Annotated in this window: 27 protein-coding genes; 14 read left to right on the plus strand and 13 right to left on the minus strand. The window is 63.8% G+C overall.

From position 1 onward, the window contains the following. Window positions 1-165: 165 nt before the first annotated feature. Window positions 166-1,428, plus strand: a complete 1,263-nt coding sequence (locus tag LWE61_RS08490; protein ID WP_234149623.1) for a multidrug effflux MFS transporter — start codon at window positions 166-168, stop codon at window positions 1,426-1,428. Here the strand turns inward: LWE61_RS08490 and LWE61_RS08495 are convergent. The 4 genes from LWE61_RS08495 to LWE61_RS08510 form a co-directional block, all read right to left on the minus strand. Next, on the minus strand, window positions 1,422-5,606 hold the full coding sequence (locus LWE61_RS08495) for a translocation/assembly module TamB domain-containing protein (protein WP_234149624.1): 4,185 nt from the start codon (window positions 5,604-5,606) through the stop codon (window positions 1,422-1,424). The genes LWE61_RS08490 and LWE61_RS08495 overlap by 7 nt on opposite strands. Further along, a complete protein-coding gene (locus tag LWE61_RS08500; RefSeq protein ID WP_234149625.1) occupies window positions 5,603-7,822 on the minus strand; it encodes an autotransporter assembly complex protein TamA in 2,220 nt (739 codons plus the stop codon). Before LWE61_RS08500 ends, LWE61_RS08495 begins: the two co-directional genes overlap by 4 nt. A gap of 48 nt (window positions 7,823-7,870) precedes the next feature. Continuing rightward, window positions 7,871-8,350 carry a DUF1465 family protein gene (locus tag LWE61_RS08505; RefSeq protein WP_234149626.1) on the minus strand — a complete coding sequence of 160 codons (480 nt, stop codon included), beginning with the start codon at window positions 8,348-8,350 and terminating at the stop codon, window positions 7,871-7,873. A 158-nt stretch (window positions 8,351-8,508) separates the two neighbouring features. Then, a complete protein-coding gene (locus LWE61_RS08510; protein WP_234149627.1) occupies window positions 8,509-8,706 on the minus strand; it encodes a YdcH family protein in 198 nt (65 codons plus the stop codon). 152 nt (window positions 8,707-8,858) lie between these two features. Between LWE61_RS08510 and LWE61_RS08515 the strand changes: the two genes are divergently transcribed. Beyond that, window positions 8,859-9,020 (plus strand): YdcH family protein, encoded by a 162-nt coding sequence (locus LWE61_RS08515; RefSeq protein ID WP_234149628.1) that lies wholly within the window; start codon window positions 8,859-8,861, stop codon window positions 9,018-9,020. 235 nt (window positions 9,021-9,255) lie between these two features. Here LWE61_RS08515 and LWE61_RS08520 read toward each other — a convergent pair whose 3' ends face one another. From LWE61_RS08520 to LWE61_RS08535, 4 genes are all read right to left on the minus strand, one after another. Further along, window positions 9,256-9,648: a PilZ domain-containing protein gene (locus LWE61_RS08520; RefSeq protein ID WP_326490624.1), complete on the minus strand. Its 393-nt coding sequence runs from the start codon at window positions 9,646-9,648 to the stop codon at window positions 9,256-9,258. A gap of 171 nt (window positions 9,649-9,819) precedes the next feature. Next, window positions 9,820-10,287: an RNA polymerase-binding protein DksA gene (gene dksA, locus LWE61_RS08525; RefSeq protein ID WP_407696213.1), complete on the minus strand. Its 468-nt coding sequence runs from the start codon at window positions 10,285-10,287 to the stop codon at window positions 9,820-9,822. A gap of 1,146 nt (window positions 10,288-11,433) precedes the next feature. Beyond that, on the minus strand, window positions 11,434-12,075 hold the full coding sequence (locus LWE61_RS08530; RefSeq protein ID WP_234149631.1) for a hypothetical protein: 642 nt from the start codon (window positions 12,073-12,075) through the stop codon (window positions 11,434-11,436). Between the two features lie 12 nt (window positions 12,076-12,087). Further along, window positions 12,088-12,432, minus strand: coding sequence for a hypothetical protein (locus LWE61_RS08535; protein WP_234149632.1), 345 nt, complete (start codon window positions 12,430-12,432; stop codon window positions 12,088-12,090). 86 nt (window positions 12,433-12,518) lie between these two features. On the opposite strand from LWE61_RS08535, the gene serS reads away from it, so the two are divergent. The 6 genes from serS (at window position 12,519) to rimO (ending at window position 18,214) form a co-directional block, all read left to right on the plus strand. Further along, window positions 12,519-13,796: a serine--tRNA ligase gene (serS, locus tag LWE61_RS08540; protein WP_234149633.1), complete on the plus strand. Its 1,278-nt coding sequence runs from the start codon at window positions 12,519-12,521 to the stop codon at window positions 13,794-13,796. Window positions 13,797-13,815: 19 nt separating this feature from the next. After that, a complete protein-coding gene (gene surE, locus LWE61_RS08545; protein WP_234149634.1) occupies window positions 13,816-14,577 on the plus strand; it encodes a 5'/3'-nucleotidase SurE in 762 nt (253 codons plus the stop codon). Between the two features lie 121 nt (window positions 14,578-14,698). Continuing rightward, window positions 14,699-15,736, plus strand: coding sequence for a potassium channel family protein (locus LWE61_RS08550; RefSeq protein WP_234149635.1), 1,038 nt, complete (start codon window positions 14,699-14,701; stop codon window positions 15,734-15,736). 115 nt (window positions 15,737-15,851) lie between these two features. Beyond that, window positions 15,852-16,286: a hypothetical protein gene (locus tag LWE61_RS08555; protein WP_234149636.1), complete on the plus strand. Its 435-nt coding sequence runs from the start codon at window positions 15,852-15,854 to the stop codon at window positions 16,284-16,286. Window positions 16,287-16,526: 240 nt separating this feature from the next. After that, window positions 16,527-16,682, plus strand: coding sequence for a hypothetical protein (locus tag LWE61_RS08560; protein ID WP_234149637.1), 156 nt, complete (start codon window positions 16,527-16,529; stop codon window positions 16,680-16,682). A gap of 146 nt (window positions 16,683-16,828) precedes the next feature. Next, window positions 16,829-18,214, plus strand: a complete 1,386-nt coding sequence (gene rimO, locus LWE61_RS08565) for a 30S ribosomal protein S12 methylthiotransferase RimO (protein WP_234149638.1) — start codon at window positions 16,829-16,831, stop codon at window positions 18,212-18,214. Window positions 18,215-18,286: 72 nt separating this feature from the next. Here the strand turns inward: rimO and LWE61_RS08570 are convergent, their stop codons facing one another. Then, window positions 18,287-18,673 carry a VOC family protein gene (locus tag LWE61_RS08570; protein WP_234149639.1) on the minus strand — a complete coding sequence of 129 codons (387 nt, stop codon included), beginning with the start codon at window positions 18,671-18,673 and terminating at the stop codon, window positions 18,287-18,289. 99 nt (window positions 18,674-18,772) lie between these two features. Between LWE61_RS08570 and LWE61_RS08575 the strand changes: the two genes are divergently transcribed. From LWE61_RS08575 to ruvC, 3 genes are read left to right on the plus strand one after another with little or no spacing between them, the layout of a single operon-like run. Further along, the gene (locus tag LWE61_RS08575; RefSeq protein WP_234149640.1) at window positions 18,773-19,516 is read left to right on the plus strand and encodes a YebC/PmpR family DNA-binding transcriptional regulator; all 744 of its coding nucleotides are present in this window, start codon (window positions 18,773-18,775) and stop codon (window positions 19,514-19,516) included. Then, window positions 19,516-19,866: a DUF3147 family protein gene (locus tag LWE61_RS08580; protein ID WP_234149641.1), complete on the plus strand. Its 351-nt coding sequence runs from the start codon at window positions 19,516-19,518 to the stop codon at window positions 19,864-19,866. The genes LWE61_RS08575 and LWE61_RS08580 overlap by 1 nt, the downstream gene beginning before the upstream one ends. 1 nt (window position 19,867) lies before the next feature. Further along, window positions 19,868-20,359: a crossover junction endodeoxyribonuclease RuvC gene (ruvC, locus tag LWE61_RS08585; protein WP_234149642.1), complete on the plus strand. Its 492-nt coding sequence runs from the start codon at window positions 19,868-19,870 to the stop codon at window positions 20,357-20,359. 177 nt (window positions 20,360-20,536) lie between these two features. Here the strand turns inward: ruvC and LWE61_RS08590 are convergent, their stop codons facing one another. Next, window positions 20,537-21,211, minus strand: coding sequence for a hypothetical protein (locus LWE61_RS08590; protein WP_234149643.1), 675 nt, complete (start codon window positions 21,209-21,211; stop codon window positions 20,537-20,539). A 124-nt stretch (window positions 21,212-21,335) separates the two neighbouring features. On the opposite strand from LWE61_RS08590, the gene LWE61_RS08595 reads away from it, so the two are divergent. After that, window positions 21,336-22,454, plus strand: coding sequence for a helix-turn-helix transcriptional regulator (locus tag LWE61_RS08595; RefSeq protein ID WP_234149644.1), 1,119 nt, complete (start codon window positions 21,336-21,338; stop codon window positions 22,452-22,454). A 3-nt stretch (window positions 22,455-22,457) separates the two neighbouring features. On the opposite strand, the gene LWE61_RS08600 is transcribed toward LWE61_RS08595, so the two are convergent. Then, window positions 22,458-22,796: a DMT family protein gene (locus tag LWE61_RS08600; protein WP_234149645.1), complete on the minus strand. Its 339-nt coding sequence runs from the start codon at window positions 22,794-22,796 to the stop codon at window positions 22,458-22,460. A gap of 165 nt (window positions 22,797-22,961) precedes the next feature. On the opposite strand from LWE61_RS08600, the gene ruvA reads away from it, so the two are divergent. Continuing rightward, complete coding sequence (gene ruvA, locus LWE61_RS08605; RefSeq protein ID WP_234149646.1) at window positions 22,962-23,567, plus strand: Holliday junction branch migration protein RuvA; 606 nt, start codon at window positions 22,962-22,964, stop codon at window positions 23,565-23,567. 17 nt (window positions 23,568-23,584) lie between these two features. Here ruvA and LWE61_RS08610 read toward each other — a convergent pair whose 3' ends face one another. Beyond that, on the minus strand, window positions 23,585-24,685 hold the full coding sequence (locus LWE61_RS08610; protein ID WP_234149647.1) for an NADH:flavin oxidoreductase/NADH oxidase: 1,101 nt from the start codon (window positions 24,683-24,685) through the stop codon (window positions 23,585-23,587). 149 nt (window positions 24,686-24,834) lie between these two features. On the opposite strand from LWE61_RS08610, the gene ruvB reads away from it, so the two are divergent. After that, window positions 24,835-25,851, plus strand: a complete 1,017-nt coding sequence (gene ruvB, locus LWE61_RS08615) for a Holliday junction branch migration DNA helicase RuvB (RefSeq protein WP_234149648.1) — start codon at window positions 24,835-24,837, stop codon at window positions 25,849-25,851. A 161-nt stretch (window positions 25,852-26,012) separates the two neighbouring features. Here ruvB and pal read toward each other — a convergent pair whose 3' ends face one another. Then, complete coding sequence (gene pal, locus LWE61_RS08620) at window positions 26,013-26,516, minus strand: peptidoglycan-associated lipoprotein Pal (RefSeq protein WP_234149740.1); 504 nt, start codon at window positions 26,514-26,516, stop codon at window positions 26,013-26,015. Window positions 26,517-26,607 lie beyond the last annotated feature (91 nt).

Genomic DNA, 26,607 nt, shown 5'->3' on the forward strand with positions numbered 1-26,607 from the left:
CCGTGGGGCGGGAGAGTGCCGGGAAGGCCGATCACCCAGTGGACAGGACCGTCTTCGTCGTCACCCTCTCTATCGATCATCCAACAAAGCGACGCACGACACTTGCCTTCCACGCCCCTTGGTTCCATTTGGGGGCCGAAGCCGTCCGGCTGACCGGAGCCACTCATGCATTCCCCGCTGACGGAACCGACCGCGCCCGCACCCGACAGGGGTGGCGTCGCGATTGGGTTTCGAGAATTTGTCTGCATCGTCGCCATGTTGATGGCGATCAATGCGCTGGGCATCGACACGATGCTGCCCGCGTTGCCTGCCATCGCGACCGCGCTGAACCTGTCCAGCGTGAACCAGGCGCAATGGGTAGTGTCCGCCTATATGATCGGTTTCGGCGCGACACAGTTCATCTATGGCCCGCTGGCCGACCGGTTCGGCCGGCGGCGGCTCATCATATTATGCCTAGGCCTCTATGCGACCACCAGCCTTCTGGCGAGCTTTGCCGCCAGTTTTGAAGTGATGATCGCCGCGCGCATGATGCAGGGCGTGGCCGCTGCCTGCACCCGCGTGCTGGCCGTCGCCATCGTGCGGGACCGCTATTCGGGTCGAGAAATGGCGCGGGTGATGTCGCTTAGCTTCCTCGTCTTTCTGGCGGTGCCGATGCTCGCGCCGTCGATCGGGCAACTGATCCTGCTGGTTGCGCCCTGGCATGCGATTTTCCTGTTTCTGGGCGGGTTTGCCATCTTCGTGCTAGGATGGGTCAGCCTGCGCCTGCCGGAGACGCTCCACCCAGAGTATCGGCGTGCGATCCGCCTGAAGCAGATTGGCGCGGCGATGCGGACGGTCGTCACCAACCGCACCTCCATCGGCTACACGCTGGCGCTGACCCTGTCGTTCGGCGCGATGGTCGGCTTCATCAACAGCGCACAGCAGGTGTTCGGCGCATTTGGGGAGGCTGAGCATTTTCCCATCCTATTCGCCTTCATCGCGGGCGGCATGGCCTTCGCGTCGATCCTGAACAGCCGCATCGTTATGCGGGTGGGGTCGCGGCGGGTATCGCACACGGCCCTGATCCTGTTCATCAGCCTGTGCGCCATCCACTTGGCCGCGACGCTGATCTTTGGCGACAATCTCGTCAGCTTCTCGCTGTTCCAGTTCGCCGCCATGTTCTGCTCCGGCCTGCTCGGTTCCAATTTCGGCGCGATGGCGATGGAGCCGATGGGCGAGATCGCTGGCACAGCAGCATCGGTACAGGGCACCATATCAACACTGGGCGGCGCGATCATCGGCATCATCGTCGGCCAGAATTTCGATGGTACGGTCGTACCCGTGGTGGCGGGCTATTTCCTGTGCAGTCTGGGAATATTGGCGATGGTTCTCTTTGCCGAGAATGGCCGCCTATTCCGCCCCCATCATGAAGTGCGCGTGCCTCAATAATCCTTTGTCGCGCGCAGGTTGACGCTTTCCCGGCCGATGGTGGAGACAGCACCGATCAGGGCCAGCCAGCGGGTGATCTGATATTCGGTACGCGTCGCACTATACCCCTGCCCATCGGTGATGAGTTCGACATAGACCGACCGGCCGATATTCTTTCCCGCCGCCACCGCCGTCTTCGCGCCCGTTGTGGCGTCGGCAGGCAGGATGCGCAGTCGTGACAGGCCCGTCGCCCGGCGCACCGCATTGATCGGATCCAGCCCGCCACCTCCACCCTGAAAGGCGGCAATGGCGGACGCGAGTTGCAGTGCCTCCGGCGCAGAAATTTTCGCGATGGACGTGCCGAACAAGATGCGGGAGAGCAATTCATCCTGCGGCAGCGCGGGGATGCTGGTGAAGCCGATGATCGGCTTGGCGCTAGAGCCGGTGACGCTGATCGTCGCGCTGATGTCGTTCACGTCCGCCTGCGCGCGGATGTTGAGTTGCGGGTTGATCGGCGTTTCGCCCAGGAAGCGCAGCCGTCCCTCGCGCAGTTCGAACCGTTTGCCCGCAAAATCATAGTCACCCCGGACTAGGTTGGCCTCTCCCACCAGAGTTGGCGCGGTGACGGGGCCGCCGATGTCGAGGTCGGCCGACCATTCGCTTTCCATGCCAAGGCCAGTGACATGCAATCGACCGGGCACATGCGCCTTGATCGCCATACGCCAGGGCGATGCGGGCCGCTGCGCTTCCACTTCCTCGCCGCGACGGTTGACCTCCACCACGCGCAGTTCGGGGATTTCCGCAATGGCCGCCGCCCGACCCAGCGTGAAACGGCTGTCCACGACGTTGAACTCGCCGGAGATCAGGCCGCCGTCGCCCTCCGACCGGATGCGGATCGGACCGGATGCGGTCGCGCCAATGTCGTCGCGGTCGAGAATGACTGCGCGGGTCAGCGTCGCAGCAATGTCGATGCCGATGCCCCGTTCCCCGGAGAAGGTGAAGCGTCCCGTACCGCCCACCGTGCCGCCACCCCGTGTCCGTGCGGTCAGCCGCTCGAAATTCAGGGACGCGCCATCGAAACTGCCGCGCGTCGCCAGATTGGTCAGCGTCATACCCGTCACCGGGCTTTGCAGCGTCGCATTGTCGGTCGCGACCGCGCCGCGAATGACCGGATCAGCCAGCGTGCCGCCCACATCCGCATTGACGGTGGCCGTCCCGGACAGGTTGAACAGTTCGATATTGCTCAGCCGCCACAGCGTGCCGGCATCGCCGACGTAGCGAATTTGCGCGCGCAGCGGCGCGGCGTTCAATCTCTGCATCAGCGTGCCCGCGCCCAGCGGCGTCATCAGCGCCTGCGCCCGACCCGTCACCTTGCCGCCCGCAGCGATTACCGCGCGCATCGCGGCGCGGCTGCCACTCAGGTCCGCATTGATGCCAATGTCGATGGGCGCACTGCTCAACGCCAGCCCGGACCGGGTCAGCCCGCGCACGCGGATCTTCGCCGCCCCGCCGGGTACCCCGCCGCGTGGCGCATCATAGCGAACGGTCCCGCTCGCGACCCCGCCCAGCCCCAGTTCGTCATTGGCAAGGTCGAGCAGCGCCAGCGGCATCTGGGCAATGGCCGCGTCGATATGGGTGGCTGTCGTGCCGAACAGCCCGCCGACCCGCACCGACCCGCCACGGTAGCTCAGCACCGCCGGCTCCAGCCTCCAGCCGCCATCCTCCGCTCGCAACACCGCTGCGCGGCTCAACTTCACCGGCGCGCGGTCGAGCGATCCGTTGGCTTCGATGCGGATCGTCTCCGGCGTAATCCCCGCGCGCATCTGCACGTCGAACAAGCGCCCGCCCTGCCCCGCCACGCTGGCGGTGACGGTGCCCGTTCCTTCGACCAGCTTGGCGGTCGCGGAGAAACGGCCAAGCCGCGCCGTGCCATAACGAAGGCCCCGTCCCTGCGCGGCGATATCCAGACTGGTCGCGCCGAGACGCAACAAGATAGTTCCCTTCACCGTGCCGCGATTGATCGCGATAGCGGGTGGGCCGGAAAAACGCGCTCGGTCCAGAGACAGATCCAGCCCGATCTGTTGCACGCCGTCCACCATGCTGAAGTCGATCGGCCCCTTTGCCTGTCCCAGCAGGGCCAGCGTCCCGTCTAGCCCGCCGGTGACGGGGCGCAAGGTGCCGCTGGCCGTTGCGCCGTCGACCTTGACCTCCACGATCTGGATCAGCGCGAACAGGCCACGGGGGAGCAGGATTGCGCCATGGCCGGTGAACGGTCCCAGCCGGGATCCCCCCTCTGCGGTGAAGGCATAGCCGGATGCATCGGGCACCAGCAGTGCGTGAACATCCTTGAGGCCCAGCGCGGGCAGCGGGCTGGCGAGGGTCAGGTCCACGGTCGGCCGGTCGATCTTGCCGTCCAGCGCCAGGCGGAGCGGGCCATAGCTAGAATGCTGGCCGGTGCCGGTGAAATGGAACAGGCCATCGGTTGAGCGATAGCCCTGCGCACTCAGGCGGATGGCAGGTGCGGTCAGGGTCAGGCCAGTAAAGCGCACACGCCCGTCGCGCTCCAGCGTCAGGTCGCTCACCACCTGTGGCAATCCGCCACCCAGACCGCGCAGGAAACCATTGTCCAGCCGCCGCATGATCGCCCGCGCCCGTCCTTTGACGCTGAACCCCGTACCCGCGCGGCTGATCACGCCAATCTTGCTGTTCAGGTCGACCCGGCCTAGCCCCTGTATCTCTATTCCTCGCACATCGCCGGTGAAGGCGGCACTGTAATGGCCCTGGCGGAAGTCGGCGAGCAACACGACCCGCCCGTCGATCTTGTTGGAGCGTATCGCGACCGGCTGGCTGGTCAGCATGCCCGCTTTCAACTGTGCCAGACCCCGGATCGACACGTCGCGCAGCACATCGTCCAGCACCGGACTGTGCAGCACCACGCTCGCCGCACGCAGGTCGAGCGGGATGACAGTGGTGTCGGCCAGCGCCAACCGCCCCTTGCCCGCGCTGCGCAGCCCCTCGATCCCGGTCTTGCCCAGCGTCAAGCGGCGCGCGGTGAGCAGATATTCATAGGCCGCCGTCGCGAATGGCCCGTTCAGCCGGGTGCGGGCCACCAGCCCGTCACTCGACGCATTCTTCATCAGCACGCCCGCGCGGGGCATGTCGATGTCGAGCAGCAGATTGTCGAAGCCCGACCGGCCCAGGTCGATGCCGCCCTTCGCCTTTACCTCCAGCGCGCTCGACCGAAGGCTCAGTCGCCCGTCGACGATGCGATTAGCCATGCTGCCCTCGGCATCAAGGGCGATGCGCGGAGCGGCGAGACGGCTCGGCAAACCTGTGCCCAACGCGGCGGCTTCCACCGTTCCCTTCAACGCATAGCGGCCCTGCTGCTGCACAATGTCGATGCGCGACAGCGGCGTGGCGTCGATGGAGAGCAGCGCCTGCCCTTTCCATAATGTCCAGTCGCCCTTTCCGGTCACACGCCCCACAAAGGACTTACCGATGCCGCTCATCGCGGCGAGCACGCCGCCCCGTGGCGCGACTGCCAGCAGTTCGAGGTCGAAACGATTGTCGTCCGGGCGGCTGTCGAGCGCCAGACGAATGGCATCGCCCGCGTCCCGCGACTGGGCGTCCAGTGCTATGATGGCGCGGCCCGACCGCACATCAACCCGCCCCTTGAGCAGGGCGGTACGCTGTTCCCCGGCAATCGCCTTGCCCAAATCGATCCGGTCGATGCGCAGGTCGGCGAGGCGGATGTCGAAGCCGGGCAGGATCGGTTTCTTCGCGCCACTGGGCCGCAGTTTTGGCATCCGGTCCAGCGCCATGCGCGGCACGTGCAGCCGGTCGATGTCGAGCCGGTTGCTTAACCAAGCGACCGGATACCAGTCGAGATAGGCGACCGGTACAAAGGCCACCTGCCCCTGTGGATCGCCCAGCGCCAGATCATGCAGGACTAGCCTTTTATAGATGCTGCCCTCAATCCGTCCGACGCCGATGCGCAGGCCAGATGCGGGACGCATCGCGTCGATACGGCTAGCGAGGAAGCGGTGGCCGCTGTCCGTGTCGATCCACCACAGCGCGCCAGCCAGCGCGGCGATGACAAGCGTGATCAGGCCGAGTAACGCCGCCTGCCAGTGCGCCCTGCGGCGCTTCACCGGGACGGTCGGCGGTGCAGCCTCCTCCATTGGCGCGTCGGCGCTCAAAAAGCCTGCCCCAGCGAGACATAGACACCGATGCGGCTGTCGCCCGGCTGCGGGTTGACCGGCGTGCCCACGTCGATACGGATCGGCCCGAAGCTAGAATAATAGCGCACGCCCAGCCCCGCGCCGACGCGCATTTCCGTGATGGATGGCCAAGGATCGGAGGAAATGGTGCCCGCGTCGATGAAGGGTACGATGCCGAACTGGTTCGCATTGCCGAAGCGGAAGCGCGCCTCTAGTGAAATCTCGCCCAAGCTGCGACCTCCGACTGGATCATTATTGAGGTCGCGCGGCCCGATCGCCTGATAGCTATAGCCGCGCACCGACCCGCCGCCGCCCGCATAATAGCGGCGGGTGGGTGCGATACGGTCCGAAGACGCGCCGACGATGGTGCCCAGCCGTACCCGGCCTGCAACGGTCAGCCGCTGCGACATGGGGACATAGGCGCTGGCGTCTACCTGCGCGCGGACATAGCCGAAAGTGCTGTCCTGCAACGACAGTTCTGGCGACAGCCGCCCGCCCAGCCGGAAGCCGCGCGTCGGGTCCAGCAGGTCATCGCTCTCATCATAGGTCAGGCTGACCGGCGCGGCGGCGATGAAATAGGTGCGGCGGCGCGGGATCAGGCTCGCGCCATAGAGGTCACGTTCGTCGGACAGGATCAGTTCGGTGCCCAGCGACCAGACCCACGCCTTCTGAAAGATGATGTTAGTCTGCCGTTCCAGGCTGGCGCTCAGGCTGACCTGTGTCGCCTGATAAGCGTCACGCTTGAGGTTGCTGAACGCCAATTGCCCGTTCAGCACCCGATCGCGCCGCTTGAAATTATTGCGGCGGAAAGTGGCGCTGGCGCTCTGCTCCCGCGTGCCGACCACGCCGCGCAGGGTCAGCGCCCCTTCCGGCGGGAACAGGTTGCGGTGGCTCCAGCTTATCTCCGCACGCGCACCCTCGCCGGTGCCATAGCCCAGTTCGCCCGCGATGGTGCGCGGCGGTGCCTTGGTCAAGTGGACGGACAGGTCCACCCCGTCCGCGCTGGCGGCGCGTTCCGGTGTCACGTCGGCGCTGCCGACCAGCCCGGTGGCGACCAGCGCCCGTTGCAGATCAACGATCTCGCTGTGACGATAGGGATCGCCGGGCCTGAAACGCGCAATCTCCGTCACATGCACCGCGTCGAACGGCGGGTCGCCGGTCACGCTGATCGTGCCATAACGGCGATAGCCCCCCGCCGCGACGATCAGATCCAGAGAGGCATTGTCCGCGTCATGATCGACATGCAGGACCGGCTCCTCCACCTTTGCAAAGGGATAGCCGCCCTCCGCCAAACCACCGCGCAGCGCATCGGTGGAGGCCAATATCGCATCGGTATCCGCCGGATCGCCAGCTTTCACCGTAAACAGTGCCCGCAGTCGGGCTTCGCGCGGGTCTTGTGACGACAGGCCCGCCACCGTCACATCCGTCAGGCGATAGAGGCTGCGCGGCGTCACATCCATCGTCACATCGAGCCGCTGCTGCCCGCCGCCCGCCGCCGCATCCAACAGGTAGACGACCCGTGCATTATAATAGCCGCGCGTCCGCATCAGCCGGTCGAGCAGTTCCACATCCGTGCGCGCCCGACGTGTGACCTGCGCGACATTGGCGTCGTCATCCTCGCCCTTCTTCAGCTCCGACAACGTATCGAAGCGAGTGCGGAAGAGCGTATCGGCGATGGCGTCTATACCTTTCAACTGAACGGCATAGCGGAGCGGCCGGGTCGGATCGATAGCCGCCAGCCGCTCCGCCTGCCGCGCACCCTCGTCCGCTTCGGGCGTCAGGACCGGCAGCGGCGGTAGAGCCGCGCCCTCTGCAAAGGGAGGGGTGGACGACAGGTCGGCGAGCGGGGCATCGGAGACAGTCTCTATGGCAGGGTCATCCGCACCCAGATCGGGCCAATCGAGGCCGATGTCTGGCATGCTATCCAACTGGTCGTCCAGCGGCATCATGGAATCGACAGGAGAGGCAGCATCCGAAACGATCGGTGCCGTTATCAGCGGCTGCGCTTCGGCCTGCGCCTGCGCGCCGAATGGCACGCACAGCATCATGGCCGCCCCGACCAGTGTCGTGGGTGCTACGGACGATACGGGGTGCCGGAGGCTGCTCGACGGTCGGCGATCCATTCCCACGCTGTGCCCGATTTGCCTGCCCGTAACCAGCCCGTCCATGACCAGACGCGGCGGCTGGAGGTTCATTCTGCTCCCGCGCCAACCTTCATGCCGGATTTCGTCCGGGCTTGTGCCTCAGAAGGCGGTGTGGAGCAACTGCATCAGGGCGCGCGCCGGGCTGTTACCCGGCCTTGCACCACCCAGCGGACGGTCGATCAACTGCTCTTCCAGACGCTGCGCCCGCATATAGAGGCTCTCGCTCGACGCGATCAGGACGCGCATGTCGGCGGGGAAACCGCCGGTTGCCCCCATGTCGGACGGTGCGGCATCACCGAGCCGATATTGCTCGCTGCGGCTCTCCATCAGGTCGATCTCGCCACGCATATAGGCCCGACGACTCAGCAGCCAGGCAATGACCTGCATCAGCCGCGTGGTGATCTTCAGCGCCTCGCAGGAGAAATGGACCCGCTCCATCGGTTCCATCAGGTCGCGTGCCACCGTCGCATCCTTCTCCAGATAGGCCCGCGCCTCGTCGGCGAGGACCATGGCCTCGACATAAAGGTCGTCGATCAGCTTGCCGTCGATCAGGAAGAGGCGATTGTCGGATAAGGTCATACCCTGCTGCTGCCACAGCGGCATGGCCCTGTCAGTACACCTTAAGCAAAACAATGGGGGATGGAACCGTGCCACTTTGGAACGGCGCCGGGGAGGCCCAGGCTGCGCGCAAAACCTGCGTCCCTGTCCAGGCAGGCCGTACGACCGACAGCCCCGTGTCAGGCAATGATGTCGGGGACCAGATTGTCCTCCAGCAACGCGATCTCATCGCGCAAGCGCAGCTTTCGCTTCTTCAATCGGGCGAGCTGCAACTGGTCAGGCGAGGAGGACTGGTGCAGTGCCGCAATGGCGCAGTCCAGGTCACGATGTTCTATCCGCAGAATTTCGAGGCGCTGCGCGATTTCGTCGGCTGTCATCACGACATGGTCCCTATCATGCCGCGCGATGGCCTGACCAGCGCCCCGCGAAAAAATGTCATTTCGTCGCTAAGCATCAGCACAGGCGAGACAAAGGTAGCGAATCGTGATTTACTCATCCTCCCCTGATTGGCAGGGAAAGGAGGAAATCCATGGATTCAGGCCATATGTCCGCTCTTCATGCCAAACATGCCGGTATCGACCAGCGACTCAGAAGCGAGTCGTCCCGGCCACTGCCCGATACTTCCCTCGTGGCAACGCTCAAGAAGCAAAAGCTCGCCATCAAGCAGGAAATTCAAAACCTCTCCCACTGACATCAGACGCGCGTTTGACGGTCGCCATTCTCCCACCCGGATAAATGGCGGCCTGAAACGTGCACACAATGGCGTGGCGCACCGGGGGATTGCAAAGCCCCTCCCGGTGCGATGCCATGCACATTTAAGTCCTGTCGGACAAACCATTTCTGTCTCGGTGCGACCCGATGGGTTGTCATGCTGTGCAACCCGAAGGAGTGCACTCTCCCAGTCTAATCCCTCGGAAATCGCAGGGCTATCGCACTGTCCGGGAAAAACGTGTGACCGGTAGCGTCGGCGTTGCGCGGGGCGCACCTGCACCGACAGGGCGCCGTACGACCATCGGATCGATATGCTCGTCAAAGGCAAGCCCGACACGGCCATCCCGGCACCAGGATACGCTGGCCCCAATCTCACCTGTACCGCGCAGGGTCAGGCGCACCCTGCTCCCTTCGACCAGCAAGCGGTCACATTCTGCCATCAGTCCGGTGGCAGACAGGTTGCGCACACGGACGGAAGCAATAGACTCGCCTTCCTCATCCAAAAATTCAGTGAGCAGGAGCAGGCTGTCGCGCTGGGCGGTCCGCCTTGCTGCGGGAGAGGCGGGATCAATCTCGTGCGACATGGCGATTATGTGGTTCCATAACATGGGCCTACGGACGTCCCACACATAATCGATGAAGATTGAAAAAAGACTTACCCGGCGGGATTTCCCACGCCGGGCATATGGTCGGGCCTTAGAATACCAGCGTCCAGTCGCGTCACGATGAAGGCGAGCGGGTACACCCGGCTTGCCCCAATGCCAAAGCCGCAGCGCGGATCAATCGTCGCGCGACACCTTTTCCTGCCGCTCATGCTTTTCCTGAGCCTCAACCGTCATCGTCGCGATCGGACGAGCTTCCAGACGACCCAGCGAGATCGGTTCGCCGGTCACTTCACAATAGCCATATTCGCCATCCTCGATCCGGTGTAGCGCGGCGTCGATCTTGGAGATCAGCTTGCGCTGCCGGTCACGGGTCCGCAGTTCGATCGACCAGTCCGTTTCGCTGGAAGCCCGGTCATTCAGGTCCGGCTCCCGCAACGGCTCGTTCTGGAGCACCGCGAGGGTCGTCTCCGACTCGCTGAGTATCTGCTTTTTCCAGTCCAGCAATCGCCGCCGGAAAAATTCGAGCTGCAGGGGATTCATGAACTCTTCGTCTGCGGTCGGACGATAACCGTCCGGCAGATCCACTCCTCTCCCCCCTTTCGAAGGCGAAGACCCTTCAACGGAAGGCACCAGCGTAGACATCCCATACACTCCGTCGCTTGGGCCGCATCCGTTGTCGGACGCAACCGGTTCGCGCGGCGCCTATACTGTGCCCGTGATCGCGAGACAAGCGGCGCCGCGACATTGACCGCCCCGGAAACTCGCCCGAACCGCCACGAGAGCGCATAGAAGTCGCACCCGGCCCACTACCATAAGGCCGCGCCTCTGTATCCCATATGAACCGCAACACCGTTTCCTCATACGAAGAAGATTAGGGAAGCACGCCGAATGTGAAAAAGATGGTTAATGTATCATTATCGGACAACGACTCCTTGATTATAATTTTACGTCCTATTTCAGGGCGATTTCTCCAGCGCTACAGGGTTAATCCGCGTTGCAGTTAAGGGTTTGTTTTGCTCTTTCCAGTAATAGGGCGTGTCGGCGGTATGGGGACATTGGCCGCAGACACAAAGAGAAAGTAGTGAGCATGTCGGTACGAATGGCCCTTGCGAAATTATGCGCCTGCGCTTGTGGCGGCGCGCTGGTGGGCGGCGGAGCAATGCAGGTCATGCATGCACCGCGTCCCGCCGTGCATCACAAGGCCAAGGCGAAGGCCGTCAAGCGCGCGGTCCGCAAGGCCGTGGTCAAGCGTACCGTCGTCAAACGCGTGCGCCGCACGGTCAACACCGTGATGAGCTGTCCGCCCAACTATGTGCTCGCGGGTAGCGCGGATGCTTTCTCTTCCTCAGTCAACGCCAGTTTCGATTCCGCCTATGCGGCGCCCGCCGCCTATCGTCCCGCCGCCAGCGGCGTGACCTATGGCCAGACAGGCCATGGCGCTAGCTATGCCAGTGGCGCCAGCTATAGCGGCGGCAGCGCGACCCGTTCCGCAGCATCTCATTGGGCCAGCGAAAGCAGCGCGGCGCATGGTGCCAGCGGCGCGACTCACTGGACGAGCGGCACGACGAGCAGTGGCGTGGACCGTTCCAAGATGGAAGGCGGTGCAGGCTATCGTTATGGCCAGGGACCGGAGAGCGCATCCGGCACCACCAGCCGCAGCCGCCTCACCAGCGCTAACACTAGCGCTAGCAGCACTGTACGCAAGCGCGTGACGACGACCACCACCCGCACCGTTTCCGGCGGAGCCTCGCATGGCGCGAGCTATGGTGCAGGCTATAGCAATGTTTCCTATGGCGGGGGGCAGTTCATCGGCAACGGTGGTCGCGCCTGCGTCCGTGCACGCACCGTCGTGGCACAGGCGCCCGCGGTATTCGTGCCAACCGTCTTCAACGCGCCGCTGGTCGAATTCAGCGGCGGCGGTGGCGGATCCAGCGGCTTCTTCGGCGGCGGCAGTGGCGGCTTCGGCGGCGGTGGCGGTTTCTTCGGCGGCTTCTTTGGAGGCAGCAGCAGCGGTGGCGGTTCGGTCGTCGTTTCCTCGACCACGTCAGGTGGTTCCACTTCGACCAGTGGCGGATCGACAAGTTCCTCGACCGGCGGCGTCTCCACCTCCACGGGCGGCGTTTCCTCCACGTCCAGCACATCGTCGGGCGTATCGACATCCACCGGCGGTGTTTCAACATCCACAGGTGGCGTGAGCACATCCACGGGCGGCGTTTCCACCTCATCGGGCGTCAGCACCTCCTCTGGCAATGTCAGCACCTCTTCGGGTGTCTCCACATCGTCCGGGGTCAGCACGTCGTCCGGCAATGTGAGTACTTCGTCAGGCGTCAGCAGCTCGTCCAGTTCCAGCAGTTCTTCGTCGTCCTCGTCCAGCAGCAGTTCGTCCTCGTCATCCTCCTCGTCCGGCGGATCGAGTGGCAAGCCCGGCAAACCTGGCCATCATCATGGGTCGAGCAGCGGGTCGTCGGGTTCGAGTGGCTCGTCCGGGTCCAGTGGCTCCAGCGGTAGCTCAGGATCGTCCGGCTCCAGCGGCTCTTCCTCCTCCTCGTCCAGCAGTTCCGGCAGCAGCTCCGGTTCATCGGGTTCGAGCGGAAGTTCAGGATCGAGCGGTTCGTCCGGCTCCAGCAGTTCCTCGTCTTCGTCGAGCAGCAGCAGTTCTTCTTCCAGCACCAGTTCGGGGTCCAGTGGCTCCAGCGGTGGCCATGACGTCCCCGCACCGCCGGTCATCGGCCTGTTCGCAGGCGCTGTCGCAGCCCTCGCAGCACGCCGCCACCTGATGCGCCGCAAGCAGGGCTGACACGGGGCCAAAAGACCCCAATAAGACCGATGCATGCTTGAAACAGGGTGGCTGAGCCTTCATAGGCTCGGCCATCATGCATGACATCAAAGCCATCCGCGAAAACCCCGCCGCCTTTGACGCGGGGCTTGCCCTGCGCGGACTCGATCCGGCGGCGGACGCCATCCTCGCTATCGACATGGAACTGCGCGCCATCGCAACCGGGTTGCAGGTCAATCAAGCCCGCCGGAACGAGGCCAGCAAGGCCATCGGTCAGGCGATGGGCCAGAAGGACGTGGCAAAGGCCGACGCGCTGAAGGCCGAGGTCGCCGCCCTCAAGGAAAATCTGCCCGCGCTGGAAGCGCAGGAGCGCGACCTGTCCGCCACCCTGTCCGACCGGCTGCTCGCCATCCCTAACATCCCGTTCGAGGATGTGCCGCAGGGCACGGACGAGGCGGACAATATCGAGCAGTATCGTTGGGGCACCCCGCGTACGTTCGACTTCACGCCGCAGGACCATGCCGATTTCGGTCCCGCGCTGGGTCTGGATTTCGAGGGCGGTGCGGCCATGTCCGGCGCGCGCTTCACGGCGTTGCGCGGCGGCATTGCCCGACTGCACCGCGCCCTTGCCCAATATATGCTGGACATACAGACCGCGCAGAACGGCTATGAGGAGGTCAATCCGCCCCTCCTCGTCCGCGACGAGGCGCTGGTCGGCACGGGTCAGTTGCCGAAGTTCGCCGAGGATCTATTCAGGACGACCGACGGCCGCTGGCTCATCCCCACCGCCGAAGTCAGCCTGACCAACCTCGTACGGGAAGCGATCCAGAGCGAGGCCGACCTCCCCATCCGCTTCACCGCGCTGACACCCTGTTTCCGTTCGGAAGCGGGATCGGCGGGGCGCGACACGCGCGGCTTCATCCGCCAGCACCAGTTCGAGAAGGTGGAGCTTGTCTCCATCGCCACGCCCGAACAGGCAGAGGCCGAGCATGCCCATATGGTCGCAGCGGCGGAGGGCATATTGCAGGCGTTGAACCTACCCTATCGCCGCATGCTGCTGTGCACCGGGGACATGGGTTTTGGCGCGCGCAAGACCTTCGACCTTGAAGTCTGGCTGCCCAGCCAGCAGACCTATCGCGAGATCAGTTCCGTATCCCAGTGCGGTGATTTTCAGGCGCGCCGCATGAACGCCCGCTATCGCCCCGAAGGCGAAAAGGGCACGCGGTTCCTGCACACCCTCAACGGCTCCGGCCTCGCGGTGGGCCGCACGCTGGTCGCCGTGCTAGAAAATTACCAGCAGGCCGACGGCAGCGTGACCGTGCCCGACGCGCTGCGCCCCTATATGGGCGGGCTGGACGTCCTGACGCCACGCTGAGCCGCCGGAGTTACCGACAATGCGTATCCTGCTGAGCAATGACGATGGCTATCATGCGCCGGGCCTGAAAGTGCTGGAGGCCATCGCCCGCACTCTGTCCGACGACATATGGGTCGTGGCCCCGTCGGAGGAACAGTCGGGCGCGTCGCACAGCCTTACCCTGTCCCGACCCCTGCGCATCCGCCAGCATGCCGAAAAACGCTACAGCGTCTCCGGCACACCCACGGATTCGGTCGCGATGGCAATCGGCCATATCATGAAGGACAGCCCGCCAGACCTCGTCCTGTCGGGCATCAATCGTGGTGCGAACCTGGCGGAGGACGTGACCTATTCCGGCACCGTAGCCGCCGCCATGGAGGGGGCGATCTATGGCGTGCGCTCCATCGCGCTCAGCCAGGTCTATTCCAAGGAAAATGCTGGCGACTCCGTGCCGTTCGACGCGGCGGCGGCGTGGGGCGAGCGGGTGATCCGCCAGCTTCTGACCGTGCCCGCTGGTCGCAACATGCTGGTCAACGTCAACTTCCCGCCGATCGGTGCAGACGCGATCAAGGGCGTGCGCGTGGTGCGGCAGGGCTTCCACGACGTCGACCGCACGAAGATCATCGAGAATTTCGACCCGCGCGGCTATCCCTATTACTGGCTTGGCCTGGGCCTGACCGGCCGCGTGCCGGAAGGCACCGACCTGGAAGCCATCTCGCAGGGTTATGTCACGGTGACACCGCTGCATTATGACCTGACGCATGACGGGTCGATGGCGGCGCTGGCGGAGGCGTTTCGTTGAAAGCAGACCGGGTGCGCTGAGTGGCGATGAGCATTTAAAGGCCCTGTTCACCAAGGCCGCACCCCGCCTCCAGCCACACCCCATTGCCCTCCCTCGATCGCTAGGGCACTCTCCTGCTCCCATGCGCCTCCACGACGACCCCCGCCAGCCTGCACCCGCCTTTCTGCGCCGTCGATCCGGCATGCCGGTCTGGCTGGATCTGGCGTGGCGCATCGCGCTCATCATCGGCATGGTGGCTATTGTCCTGATCGTCCATTGGGTCGAGCGGGATGGGCTGAAGGATAATCTCGACGGGGCCATCAGCTTCATAGACGTACTGTATTTCACGACCGTCACCGTCACCACGGTCGGTTATGGCGACATCGTGCCGGTCAGCGACGGCACCCGCCTGTTCGAGACCTTCATCGTCACGCCGATCCGCATCTTCGTCTGGCTGGTCTTCTTGGGCACCGCCTATCACTTCGTCTTTCGCAACACATGGCACAGGTGGCGCATGGCCCGCATACAGCAGGAATTGAGGGGGCACATCGTCCTTCTGGGCTTTGGCACCAGCGGGTCGGAAGCGGCGCGCGAACTGGTCGCGCGCGGGGTCGATCCCACGGACATGGTGGTGGTCGACCGCGACGATAGCGCTATCGCGCTGGCGGAGGCAGCGGGCTTCAACGTACTTGCCGGGGATGCGACCCGCGACCATATCCAGTCAGACGTGAAAGTCGGTCGGGCGCGGGCGATCATCATCTCGGCGGGTCGCGACGACACCTCCATCCTCATGACGCTCACCGCCCGCCACCTCGCCCCGGACGTGCCGATCAGCGTGGTGGTCCGCGCGACGGACAATGAGGTGCTGGCGCGGCAGGCGGGCGCGACAACCGTCATCAACCCGGCGAGTTTTGCGGGCCTGCTGCTCGCCGGATCGTCGCAGGGCTTTCACATCGCCGACTATCTGGCCGATCTTGCCAGCACCGACGGCCGTATAAAGCTCGGCGAGCGTGAAGTGACGACAGCGGAAATCGGTCGCCCTCTCTCCGCCATCACCACCGGCCTTGGCGTACGCTTTTACCGCGGCGGAAAACCCTATGGCTTCGACGACCCGGAGGCCGCCGCGCTCCAGCCGGGCGATTGCGTGGTGGAGATCGTGCGGGTTCAGGGCACGACATAGGGGAACTGCGGGAACAGCATGATTGCCTTTTTGTAAACCACCTCTGCTCGCCTTGCCTTCATTCCTACGACCTTAGTCGCACGGGCAAGGACGCCCCGACGGAGCTTTGACGACGATGATGAGGCATTCCGGGCAGATTGCCCTGATGGGAGCGACGCTGGGCATCGCGGCCTCGGCGGTGGTGGCGGCACCGTCGCACGGCGCAACCATTGCGCTGACCGGCATCGTGCCCACCCGCTGCGAGGCGCAGTTCAGCAAAGCGCCGGAGGTGGTCACCCCACGCCGCATCGACCTCGGCCTGCTGTCCCGATCCTGTAACGATGGCGCGGGCTATCGCATCATCCTGCATACACCGGGCAGCCTGAAGGGTGCGGTCTTCTATTTGGGCAGCCGCCGCGTACCCCTGTCCCCGTCGGGCGTGACCGTCGTTGTCGACAGCAACAGGGATGAAAAGGTGACAGAAGCCGCAGCCATCGCGCTGGATACCCCCCTCGCGCCCGGCAGCTTCGCGTCGCGCGTGGAGACAGTTCCGAAGGGCACAATCTACTGATCGTCTCGCAGAATCTGAACAAAGATCATCACCATATCAGTGCCTTAATTGCGTCCAATCATGCGAATACTTCTCAGTTAGGGGGGGGGTATCGCATGTTCCGGATTCTTTCTCCTTCTCCAAACCGCGGCTTCACAGGCAGCCCTCAACACGCTGGACTTCGACCTGCGCAAACTTCCCCCCTCGGAGAATGACAGTGCGATCATCATACGCGGTCGCAGGATCGGGGACCGGAAAACATTGCGAATAGAGGATCGTCTGCCCGGCCCCATCCTGCCTCGCGCCGAAACCAGCTTCATCGGCACATCGCGCATCGGCGTGGAAGCCGAACAACAGGCGTTGCCGGGCGGCATGGTCAGCAACCGCGCGATGATTTCGGTGAAGATGCCATTCTGAAGCGGCTCGTTGCGGCCGGACCGAAAGCTACGCGAATCCGACAAGCCGACGGGAAATTGCCCACCCTACAGCTGCACCGCCGCCGCACCTGCATCGCCCCAAAACCCACGGTATCGCGGGACGTGACTTTTCCCGCCAAAAACATTATGTGCCCGCCATCCATGGCAACAAAACTCCCCCCCCAGCCGAAAGTCGGCATGGTCTCGCTCGGCTGTCCCAAGGCGCTGGTCGATTCCGAACGCATCCTGACCAAGCTGCGCTCCGATGGCTATGCGCTGTCGCCCGACTATGCGGGCGCGGATGTGGTGCTGGTCAACACCTGCGGCTTCCTTGACAGCGCCAAGGAGGAATCGCTGGAGGCGATCGGTGAAGCGATGGCGGAAAATGGCCGGGTCATCGTCACCGGCTGCATGGGCAATGAGGCAGACGTGATCCGCGCCCGCTTTCCGCAGGTTCTGGCCGTCACCGGCGCGCATCAATATGAAGCGGTGGTCAACGCCGTCCATGACGCCGCGCCGCCCGTGCCCAACGCCTTCATCGACCTGGTGCCGGAGGGCGGCCTCAAGCTCACCCCGCGTCATTACAGCTATCTGAAGATTTCGGAGGGCTGCAACCACCGTTGCTCCTTCTGCATCATTCCGTCGATTCGCGGCGACCTCGTCAGCCGCCGCATCGACGCCGTGCTGCGCGAAGCCGAGAAGCTGGTCACGGCGGGCACGAAAGAATTGCTGGTCATCTCGCAGGATACATCGGCCTATGGCGTCGATGTGAAGCATGAGAAGCGGCTGTGGAAGGGCGATGAAATCCGCACCCACATGACCGACCTTGCCCGCGCGCTGGGCCAGTTGGGGCAGGCGCCGGGCAGCATCTGGACCCGGCTCCACTATGTCTATCCCTATCCCCATGTGGATCAGGTGATCCCGCTGATGGCAGAAGGACTACTGACCCCCTATCTGGACATTCCCTTCCAGCACGCCTCCCCGCGCGTGCTGAAGGCCATGAAGCGCCCCGCCAATGAGGCAAAGGTGCTGGACCGCATTCGGGGCTGGCGTAGCATCGCGCCGGACATCGCCATCCGCTCCTCCTTCGTCGTGGGTTTCCCCGGAGAAACGGAGGAGGATTTCCAATATCTCCTCAACTGGCTGGAGGAAGCGCAGCTCGACCGCGTCGGCGCCTTCCGCTTCGAGCCGGTCGAGGGCGCGCCCGCCAACGACCTGCCCGACGCCGTGCCGGAGGAGGTGAAGGAGGAACGCTACGCCCGCATCATGGAGCTGACCGCGCGTATCTCCGTCGAGAAGCTGTCGGCCAAGGTCGGCCGTATCCTGCCCGTCATCATCGACGAGGTCGGCGATGCGGATGAAGACGGCTCCGTCGGCGCGACCGCACGGTCGCAAGCAGACGCCCCGGAAATCGACGGCAATGTCTTCCTGCGCGACGTGCAGGACAAATATCCCGCGCTCAAGGCGGGTGACATCATCGACGTGGCGATCGAGGATTCGGACGAGCACGATCTGTACGGCGTGCCCGCCTGATCCGGTAATTTTAGGGCAGCGCGTCCTTCCGTCAGGCGTGACCGTCTTCTATTGGCGGGGCAGGCGCGCGCCTCACTCTCCTTTAAAGTTCAGCTCCAACAGGATGCCGCCCGGCTCCACCACCAATATCTGGCGCAGCGACATGGACAGGAAAATGCTGGTGCGATGCTCCACGCCCAGCATGGTCAGCCGCTCTACCATTCGGTCGAAACCGGTGCAGCACAGCGCGACATGATGCACGGCTCCGCTGCCCCGCTGCGCCTCGAACGGGCGCCAGGCATCGGACGGATAGGGCGCATCGGCAGCACCCAGATGGATCGCGGGATGACCGCTAGCGTCGAGAATCCAGCTCGCACGCTCCGGCGAACGCTGCATCCCCAGCACGTCGATGAAGAAGGCGGCGGTCGCCTCGACGTCGCGTACCCGGATATTGACATGGTCGAGGCCCTGAATCGTCATATCCGTCTCTCCTCTTATCCCTGCTCCGTCTTGCCACCTGTCCGGCGCGGGGCTAGAGAGCGCGTCACTTCCGTAAACTGAAAAATCAGGAGCCCGCCCGTGGCAGGCCATAGCAAATTCAAGAATATCATGCACCGCAAGGGCGCGCAGGACAAGAAGCGCTCGGCCATGTTCTCCAAACTTAGCCGCGAAATCACCGTGGCGGCCAAGATGGGCGCACCCGATCCCGACATGAACCCGCGTCTGCGCCTCGCGATCAACGCGGCCAAGGCGCAGTCCATGCCCAAGGACAATATCCAGCGCGCCGTGGACAAGGCAAGCAAGGGCGATGCGGAGAATTACGAGGAAGTCCGCTATGAGGGCTATGGTCCCGGCGGCGTCGCGATCATCGTGGAGGCGCTGACCGATAACCGCAACCGCACCGCCACCAATGTCCGTACCGCCTTCGCCAAGAACGGCGGCAATCTGGGCGCGTCTGGCGCGGTCAGCCATGGCTTCGACCGCATGGGCCTCATCACCTATCCGGCCGGCGCGGGCGATGCTGAAGCTATTTTCGAAGCGGCGCTGGAAGCCGGAGCGGAGGATGTCACATCCAACGACGAAGAGCATGAGATCTGGACCGCGATGGACGGCCTGCACGAAGTCGCCAAGGCGCTGGAGGCTACACTTGGCGCGGCCGATGCGGCAAAGCTCGCCTGGCGTCCGCAGACCACGGTGGAGGTCGATGAGGCCAATGCCGCCACCCTGCTGAAACTGGTCGACACATTGGACGATGACGATGATGTCCAGACCGTATGGGGCAATTATGAAGTGTCCGACGCGGTAATGGAGAAACTGGGCTGATGGGCGCTCTGGCGGCGAAGGCATTGCTGTCCGGCATGCTGATCGCCGCCATTGCAGAACTGGCTCGGCGCCTGCCCATGCTGGGGGCGCTGCTGACCGCTCTGCCGCTCATCGCGATCTTCGCCATGATGTTGCTGTGGGTCGAAAATCCCGATGCGGAGAATATGGCGCGCTACTCACAGGCGACCTTCTGGTATGTCCTGCCCACGCTGCCGATGTTTTTGCTCATCCCGGCCTTGCTGCGCCATGGCGTCGGCTTCTGGCTATCGCTGCTGCTTGGTATCCTGCTGACCTTGCTCCTCTACTGGCTGATGCTGTTTGTCGGCGCGCGATGGAGCCTGAAACTCTGACATGATCCTGCTCGGCCTCGACCCCGGCCTCGGCACCACCGGCTGGGGCATCATCGCAGCGGACGGCAACCGGCTGTCCCATATCGCCAACGGACAGATAAAGACCGACACCAAATGGTCGCTCGCGACGCGGCTGCTCGCGCTCGACGCCGCGCTCACCGACCTGATCCTCGAATATCAGCCGACAGGCGCAGGGGTTGAGGAAGTGTTCGTCAACTCCAATCCCCAATCCACGCTGAAACTGGGGCAGGCTCGCGGCGTCGTCCTACTGGGTGCGGCACGTGCAGGCGTGGATGTCGGTGAATATGCCGCACGGTTGGTGAAGAAGAGCGTCGTCGGCGTCGGCAATGCGTCGAAGGATCAGGTCCATGCGATGGTCGCCCGCTTGCTCCCCAGCGCAAAGATCGCGGGCGCGGACGCGGCGGACGCCCTCGCCGTCGCTATCACCCACGCCCATCATCTTGCGAGCGCACGGCGCATACCGACAAGGTAGAAATTGCCGGGTCGATCATTGAGGCTGGGGGGGGGCGTGGACACGAAGATGCGCCATCCCCGCTATGGGCAAAGCTCCATGCGCCCAATGAAAGAGGCCCCGCCCGGTCTAAACCGGACAGGGCCTGTCGTCACCGGGGCCACAGTCAATCATGACACCGGAAACCGTCCATAAGAATCAGAAGCGGTAGCCCACGCTGATCTGCACCACCGGATAGACCTTGTAATCGTCAATATCGTCCTGCACGCTGGCCCGCTCCCGCTCCAGATCAGCGAGCAGCCGGTCACGAGCAGCGCCCGTGATCGCGCCGGTATAGGTCAGCGGCTTGATACGGATGCCACCCTGGAACAACGCACCGGCTTCGACACCGAAGGTGAAGCCGCTGCTGGTGCCGCCGCCATAACCGACGGTCAGGATCGGCGCGACGTCATTGAGTTCCGTATCCGCGCGCAACGTGCCGATTTCCGTCGCCGTGTAAGTGTTGAGGCCGATGGTGTAGCTGCCGTTGCTGTTCGACGGGCGGGCAATGGCATGCGCCTTGTTACCGTTGATGCGAACGCCGCCCGATATGCGGAAGCCGCCCTTGAACGGGAAGACGTCCAGCATAACACCGCCGGAACCCAGCTTTACATTGCCGTCATAATTCAGGCCGTCGGAATCGAAGGAATGGCTGACCGACAGGAAAGTCGCATTCGCCCGCACGCCAAGCCGGTCGTTCAACCGATAGGCAACCTCCGGGCCAATGCCCAAGGTACCGCCGGTGACGCCAACCCGAAAGCGCGCGTCATCATTCTGGCCCGCAAACGCTGGCGAAACAACCAGGCACGCGACTGCAAAGGTAGCCAACATCATGTTGGTTTTCATAAATCCCCCTGATTATCGATAAATGCTGATGAAATCGCCTTGCGATCCCAACATATTGCGTTGATCCTCGTAGATTGACCCTATTATCGACACATCCCCCATTCAGGTTATGATGCTCAAAACCCACTCTGTTCAAAAAGATTGCGACCTTATCCCGATGACCAGTGACGATATTCTGGACAGCATCTATGAAGCCGCGGCTTTTCCGGATCGCTGGCCAATTGTTCTCGAAAAAATTGCAATGTTCGTCGGTGCCCGTGGTGGAAATTTCATTCACAGCAATGCATCGGGTGTCAGAACCATTTCATCGGCGGCCATCGAACAAGAAACACGCCGTTTCGCGGAAGATGGCTGGGACAGAGATAATCCGCGCATCGGAAGATTGCTTACAAGAGCGGGACACCCCGGTTTCCTGACCGATCGGGACATCTTCACGGAGGACGAAATCAGAACCCTACCCGTCTATCGGGACTTTCTGACACCGTCTGGCGGAGACAGCGGCGCGGCGACGGTGATACAGGGCAGCGTCCATGATGCCATGGTCATCACCATGGAGGTTTTCCCCAATCCTCAAACCGCCTTCGCCGCAATTCCTGCCCTAAACGCGCTGCGGCCCCATATTGCCAGAGCCGTGATGATCGGCAGTCAAATTCAAGCTGCCCAATCCGAAAGCCTGCTACGCGCCTTCGAACGGGCCGGGCTGTCCATTGCCCTGCTGGGCCGCGCAGGGCAGGTAATCGCCGCCACCTCCGGCTTTGCGCGCCATTTTGACGAACTGCTTCGCGATGGGCCGGGGCGATTGCGGCTCATTGATGGCGAGGGTGATTCACGCTTGGGAAAGGCATTGGCCGGGCTGGAAAGACAGGACGCCGGCGCATCCGTCGCAATACGCGACGCAGACCAGATCGGCCGGGCCATCCTTCACCTCGTCCCCGCACGGCTCGACGCGCGCGACCTGTTCCAGAATGTCTGGTCCTTCGCCATATTGGCTCACCCGGATAATCATGCGATCCCCGGCGCCGACGTCATCTCTGCCTTGTTTGACCTGACCCCGGCGGAAGCGCGAGTCGCACGCGGCATTGCGTCCGGCGCGACACTGCTGGAACTGGCGCGCCAGTGGAACGTCTCCGAAGAAACGATCAAGTCGCAGCTGAAGCGGATTTTCGTCAAGACCTCCACCCGCCGCCAGAGTGACCTAGGCATGCTGATTGCGGGCTTCGGACGGGGCTGAAACCTATCCCCGTCCCCAGAACAGAAACCCCACCGCCGCCATGATGCAGCCAAAAGCAGCAAGATGGCGCCAGTGCAGCGGTTCGCCCAGGAACGTCACCATGAACACGCCGAAGACGACCAACGCGATCGCCTCCTGGGCCACCTTCAACTGGCCCGCGCTCCACCCACCGGCATAGCCGATGCGGTTGGCGGGGACCGCCAGGCAATATTCGATGAAGGCAATCCCCCAACTGATGAGGATGACCGCGAGGATCGGTTTCTGCATCCCGCCCTTCAGATGCCAATACCAGGCAATCGTCATGAAGATGTTGGACAGGAGCAGCAGTAGGATCGTCGGCATGCTCCGCTCATGACACGACTCCCCCTTCTCCCGCCAGCCCGCACACACCCGCACACACCCGCAGCCACTCCTTCAAGCAGGGGGCTGGCAAGCAGGGGGCTGGCAAGCAGGGGGCTGGCAAGCAGGGGGCTGGCGCTCCCCGCAGGAGCCGCTAAAGAACATACCATGATCGCACATCTTAAAGGCCTGCTGGTCTCCACCGGCATCGATAGTGCCGTGATAGAGGTTCAGGGCGTCGGCTATCTGGTCGGCATGTCGTCCCGCACCCTTTCCGCGCTCGGTCCTGTGGGGGAGGCGGTGATGGTCCATACCGAAATGTTGGTGGGGGAGGACTTCATGCGCCTCGTCGGATTTGCGAGCGGAGAAGAACGCGACTGGTTCCGCCTGCTGACCGGCGTGCAGGGTGTGGGGGCGCGGGTCGCGCTGGCGATTCTCTCCGCGCTCGAAACCGCCGAGCTCCACCGCGCTGTCGCGATGCAGGACAAGGCGATGGTGGCACGGGCGAATGGCGTCGGTCCGAAACTGGCGGAGCGCATCGTGCGCGAGTTGAAGGACAAGATCGGCGCCGCACCGGTCGGCACGGCACTGGCGGCCGGCAGTGTCACGCTGCCCACCGGCACCCTCGCGCAGGATGCAATGAGCGCGCTCGGCAACCTCGGTTTCAAACCTGCCGAGGCCAGCGCCGCAGTGTCGGCGGCAGAGGCGGAACTGGGCGACGCAGCCACGCTCGACGCCCTCGTCCGCCTCGCCCTGCGCAAGGCGGCGAAGTGAACCGCAGCTCCCCGCCTTTAGCCGAACAGGTCGCGATGGCGGATTGGCTGGCAGCGCAAATATTGCGGCGCCGCCTCAACCGTCGCGCCAAGATGAGCGGCAGCATGCCAGGGCCAGCGCGGATCGTAGAGGATAGTGCGGGCCAGCGCGATGGCATCCGCATCCCCCGTGCCCACGATCGCCTCTGCCTGCTCAAAGTCCGTGATCAGGCCGACGGCGATCACCGGAATAGCGACGCCCTGCTTCACCGCACGGGCGAGCGGCACCTGATAATTGGGGCCGACCGGAATCTTTTGTCCGCTGTGCAGCCCGCCACTCGACACATGAATGGCCGCCGCGCCGCGCGCCTCCAGCGCCTGGGCAAAGGCAATCGTTTGTTCGACGTCCCAGCCGCCCTCATGCCAGTCGGTGGCGGATACGCGAACAGTGACGGGATAGTCGGCAGGCACCACGGCCTTCACCGCGTCGAAAACCTCCAGTGGGAAGCGCAGCCGGTTCTCCAGCGATCCACCATAATCGTCCGTGCGCCGGTTCGAGAGCGGCGAGAGGAACTGATGCAACAGATAGCCGTGCGCGGCATGGATCTGGATCGCGTCGATGCCGATCCGCACCGCACGCCGCGCCGCATCCGCAAAAGCATCGCGAACCCGCACCAGCCCCGCTGCGTCCAGCGCCAGCGGCGCATTTTCATGACCCTGGAACGGCAGGTCGGAGGCGGAGACCGTCTGCCAGCCATTCTCCCCATCCGGGACGATTTGCGCGCCGCCCTTCCACGGCAGGTCGGTGGACGTCTTGCGCCCCGCATGGGCAAGCTGGATCGCGATCGGCATGTCGGACCAGCGACGCACGGATTCCGCCGTGCGCGCAATAGCGGCTTCGGTCTCATCGTTCCACAGTCCCACGTCGGCGTAAGTGATGCGCCCTTCCGGCACCACCGCCGTCGCCTCTATGGTCAACAGACCCGCCCCGCTCTGTGCCAGCATGCCCAGATGCTGGTCATGCCAGTCGGTCATCCGGCCATCGACCGCCGAATATTGGCACATGGGCGCGATGATGATGCGGTTGCGCAGGGTATGCGATCCAACGATCAACGGTTCGAACAGCTTGGGTGCAGGCATGGCGACAATCTCCCGACAGAACGGTTCGGCAGGACGCCGAAGGGGGAACGGGACGGAGATAGGAAGGCGATGACGCATCGCAACATAAGGCTGCTTGTTTGTGCGCAAGAAACGCTTTCGGCAACGCACCCCATAAACAAGGCAAGGCCATGACCTCCTCCCCTCTTCTCTCTCCCCAACGCAAACCGGAGGATGTCGACGCCGCGCTGCGTCCCAAATCGCTCGACGAATTCGTTGGGCAGGCGCAGGCACGCGAGAATCTGCGTATCTTCATTCAGGCGGCGCGAGCACGCGGCGACGCTCTCGACCATGTCCTTTTCTTCGGTCCGCCCGGTCTCGGCAAAACCACGCTGGCGCAGATCATGGCCCGCGAAATGGGCGTTGGTTTCAAAGCGACCAGTGGCCCGGTCATCGCCAAGTCCGGCGACCTTGCCGCCCTGCTCACCAACCTCGACGAAGGCGATGTTCTGTTCGTGGACGAAATTCACCGGCTCAATCCGGCGGTGGAGGAAATCCTCTACCCCGCGATGGAGGACCGGGCGCTCGACCTGATGATCGGTGAGGGACCATCCGCCCGTTCGGTCCGCATCGATCTGCCGCCGTTCACCCTCGTCGGCGCGACGACGCGGCAGGGCCTGCTCTCCACCCCCTTGCGCGATCGGTTTGGCATCCCTGTCCGCCTGATCTTCTATACGGTGGATGAGCTGGAACTGGTCGTAACGCGCGCCGCCAGCCTGCTTTCTCTCCCCATAGCTCCCGACGGCGCGCGGGAAATCGCCAAACGGTCACGCGGCACGCCGCGCATCGCCGGACGGCTGCTGCGCCGGGTACGCGACTTCGCTCATGCGGCGGGTCATGATGTGGTTGACCAGAAAGCCGCCGACAATGCGCTGCGCCGGCTGGAGGTAGACGCCCTGGGCCTCGACGCGATGGACCGACGCTACCTCACCATGATCGCGGACATTTATCGCGGCGGTCCGGTCGGGGTGGAGACGCTCGCGGCAGGCCTGTCCGAACCGCGCGACACCATCGAGGAAGTAATCGAACCCTATCTGATCCAGATCGGCCTGATTTCCCGCACCGCGCGCGGTCGCTGCCTCAACGCCGGTGGATGGAAGCATCTGGGGCTGGTACCGCCGGACGATATTCAGGATGGGCTGTTCTGAACGCAATTCCTCTGCCCAGTTTAAAACCATTGCTGTACGGATGATGGCGACGAGCCACATCTGCTCCACCCTTCGCCGTCATCCGACTGACCGAGCAAAAAACAGGCGCCATCCAGAGAGAAAAGCGCCTGCTTGTCGTCAATACCGGACTAGCGGGATGCCTATTGCACCGTGACCGTCACCGCACGGCGATTCTGCGCCCAGCTTTGCGGATCGGAACCCAGCGCGATGGGGCGCTCCTTACCATAGCTGATCGTCGACATGCGCGACGGGTCCACACCCAGGCTGGCGAGATAGTTTTTCGCGGCATTGGCGCGGCGCTCACCCAGAGCCAGGTTATAGTCGCGAGTACCGCGCTCGTCCGCATGGCCCTCGATGCTGATCCGCTTGGCCGGATAACGGGCCAGCCACCGCGCCTGGCTTTGCAGGATCGCATAATCTTCAGGTCGGACGTCGCTCTGATCCGTGTCGAAATGCACGGTGTCGGAGGTAACAGTGGCGACAAAATCCTGCTGGCTACCGGGAATGGGACCGGACGGCGGGGGTGTCTGCGTGCCAGCGGACTGATCGACCGGCGGCGGCGGCAACTCCTGCGGCGCTTTCTTGGCGCAGGCGCCGAGAGCCAGCGCGGCGGTGAGGGTCATCAGGGTCGCGGAGGTGCGGATCATCGTTCGTCTCCTTATTGATTGCGGGCGATGGGAAAAGGTGGCGAATATAGTCCTTCTCCCTGTGTAACGGTTTCGGGGCGGCTTGTGA

Source organism: Sphingobium sufflavum, assembly GCF_021403115.1.
Taxonomy (GTDB): domain Bacteria; phylum Pseudomonadota; class Alphaproteobacteria; order Sphingomonadales; family Sphingomonadaceae; genus Sphingobium; species Sphingobium sufflavum.

Excerpts from the sequence above, each read along its gene's own strand:
- LWE61_RS08490 (WP_234149623.1), top strand. The coding sequence starts at position 166 with ATGCATTCCCCGCTGACGGAACCGACCGCGCCCGCACCCGACAGGGGT.
- LWE61_RS08500 (WP_234149625.1), bottom strand. The coding sequence starts at position 7,822 with ATGAACCTCCAGCCGCCGCGTCTGGTCATGGACGGGCTGGTTACGGGC.
- LWE61_RS08505 (WP_234149626.1), bottom strand. The coding sequence starts at position 8,350 with ATGACCTTATCCGACAATCGCCTCTTCCTGATCGACGGCAAGCTGATC.
- LWE61_RS08510 (WP_234149627.1), bottom strand. The coding sequence starts at position 8,706 with ATGACAGCCGACGAAATCGCGCAGCGCCTCGAAATTCTGCGGATAGAA.
- LWE61_RS08515 (WP_234149628.1), top strand. The coding sequence starts at position 8,859 with ATGGATTCAGGCCATATGTCCGCTCTTCATGCCAAACATGCCGGTATC.
- LWE61_RS08520 (WP_326490624.1), bottom strand. The coding sequence starts at position 9,648 with ATGTTATGGAACCACATAATCGCCATGTCGCACGAGATTGATCCCGCC.
- dksA (WP_407696213.1), bottom strand. The coding sequence starts at position 10,287 with ATGTCTACGCTGGTGCCTTCCGTTGAAGGGTCTTCGCCTTCGAAAGGG.
- serS (WP_234149633.1), top strand. The coding sequence starts at position 12,519 with ATGCATGACATCAAAGCCATCCGCGAAAACCCCGCCGCCTTTGACGCG.
- surE (WP_234149634.1), top strand. The coding sequence starts at position 13,816 with ATGCGTATCCTGCTGAGCAATGACGATGGCTATCATGCGCCGGGCCTG.
- LWE61_RS08550 (WP_234149635.1), top strand. The coding sequence starts at position 14,699 with ATGCGCCTCCACGACGACCCCCGCCAGCCTGCACCCGCCTTTCTGCGC.
- LWE61_RS08555 (WP_234149636.1), top strand. The coding sequence starts at position 15,852 with ATGATGAGGCATTCCGGGCAGATTGCCCTGATGGGAGCGACGCTGGGC.
- rimO (WP_234149638.1), top strand. The coding sequence starts at position 16,829 with ATGTGCCCGCCATCCATGGCAACAAAACTCCCCCCCCAGCCGAAAGTC.
- LWE61_RS08570 (WP_234149639.1), bottom strand. The coding sequence starts at position 18,673 with ATGACGATTCAGGGCCTCGACCATGTCAATATCCGGGTACGCGACGTC.
- LWE61_RS08580 (WP_234149641.1), top strand. The coding sequence starts at position 19,516 with ATGGGCGCTCTGGCGGCGAAGGCATTGCTGTCCGGCATGCTGATCGCC.
- ruvC (WP_234149642.1), top strand. The coding sequence starts at position 19,868 with ATGATCCTGCTCGGCCTCGACCCCGGCCTCGGCACCACCGGCTGGGGC.
- LWE61_RS08590 (WP_234149643.1), bottom strand. The coding sequence starts at position 21,211 with ATGATGTTGGCTACCTTTGCAGTCGCGTGCCTGGTTGTTTCGCCAGCG.
- LWE61_RS08595 (WP_234149644.1), top strand. The coding sequence starts at position 21,336 with ATGCTCAAAACCCACTCTGTTCAAAAAGATTGCGACCTTATCCCGATG.
- LWE61_RS08600 (WP_234149645.1), bottom strand. The coding sequence starts at position 22,796 with ATGCCGACGATCCTACTGCTGCTCCTGTCCAACATCTTCATGACGATT.
- ruvA (WP_234149646.1), top strand. The coding sequence starts at position 22,962 with ATGATCGCACATCTTAAAGGCCTGCTGGTCTCCACCGGCATCGATAGT.
- LWE61_RS08610 (WP_234149647.1), bottom strand. The coding sequence starts at position 24,685 with ATGCCTGCACCCAAGCTGTTCGAACCGTTGATCGTTGGATCGCATACC.
- ruvB (WP_234149648.1), top strand. The coding sequence starts at position 24,835 with ATGACCTCCTCCCCTCTTCTCTCTCCCCAACGCAAACCGGAGGATGTC.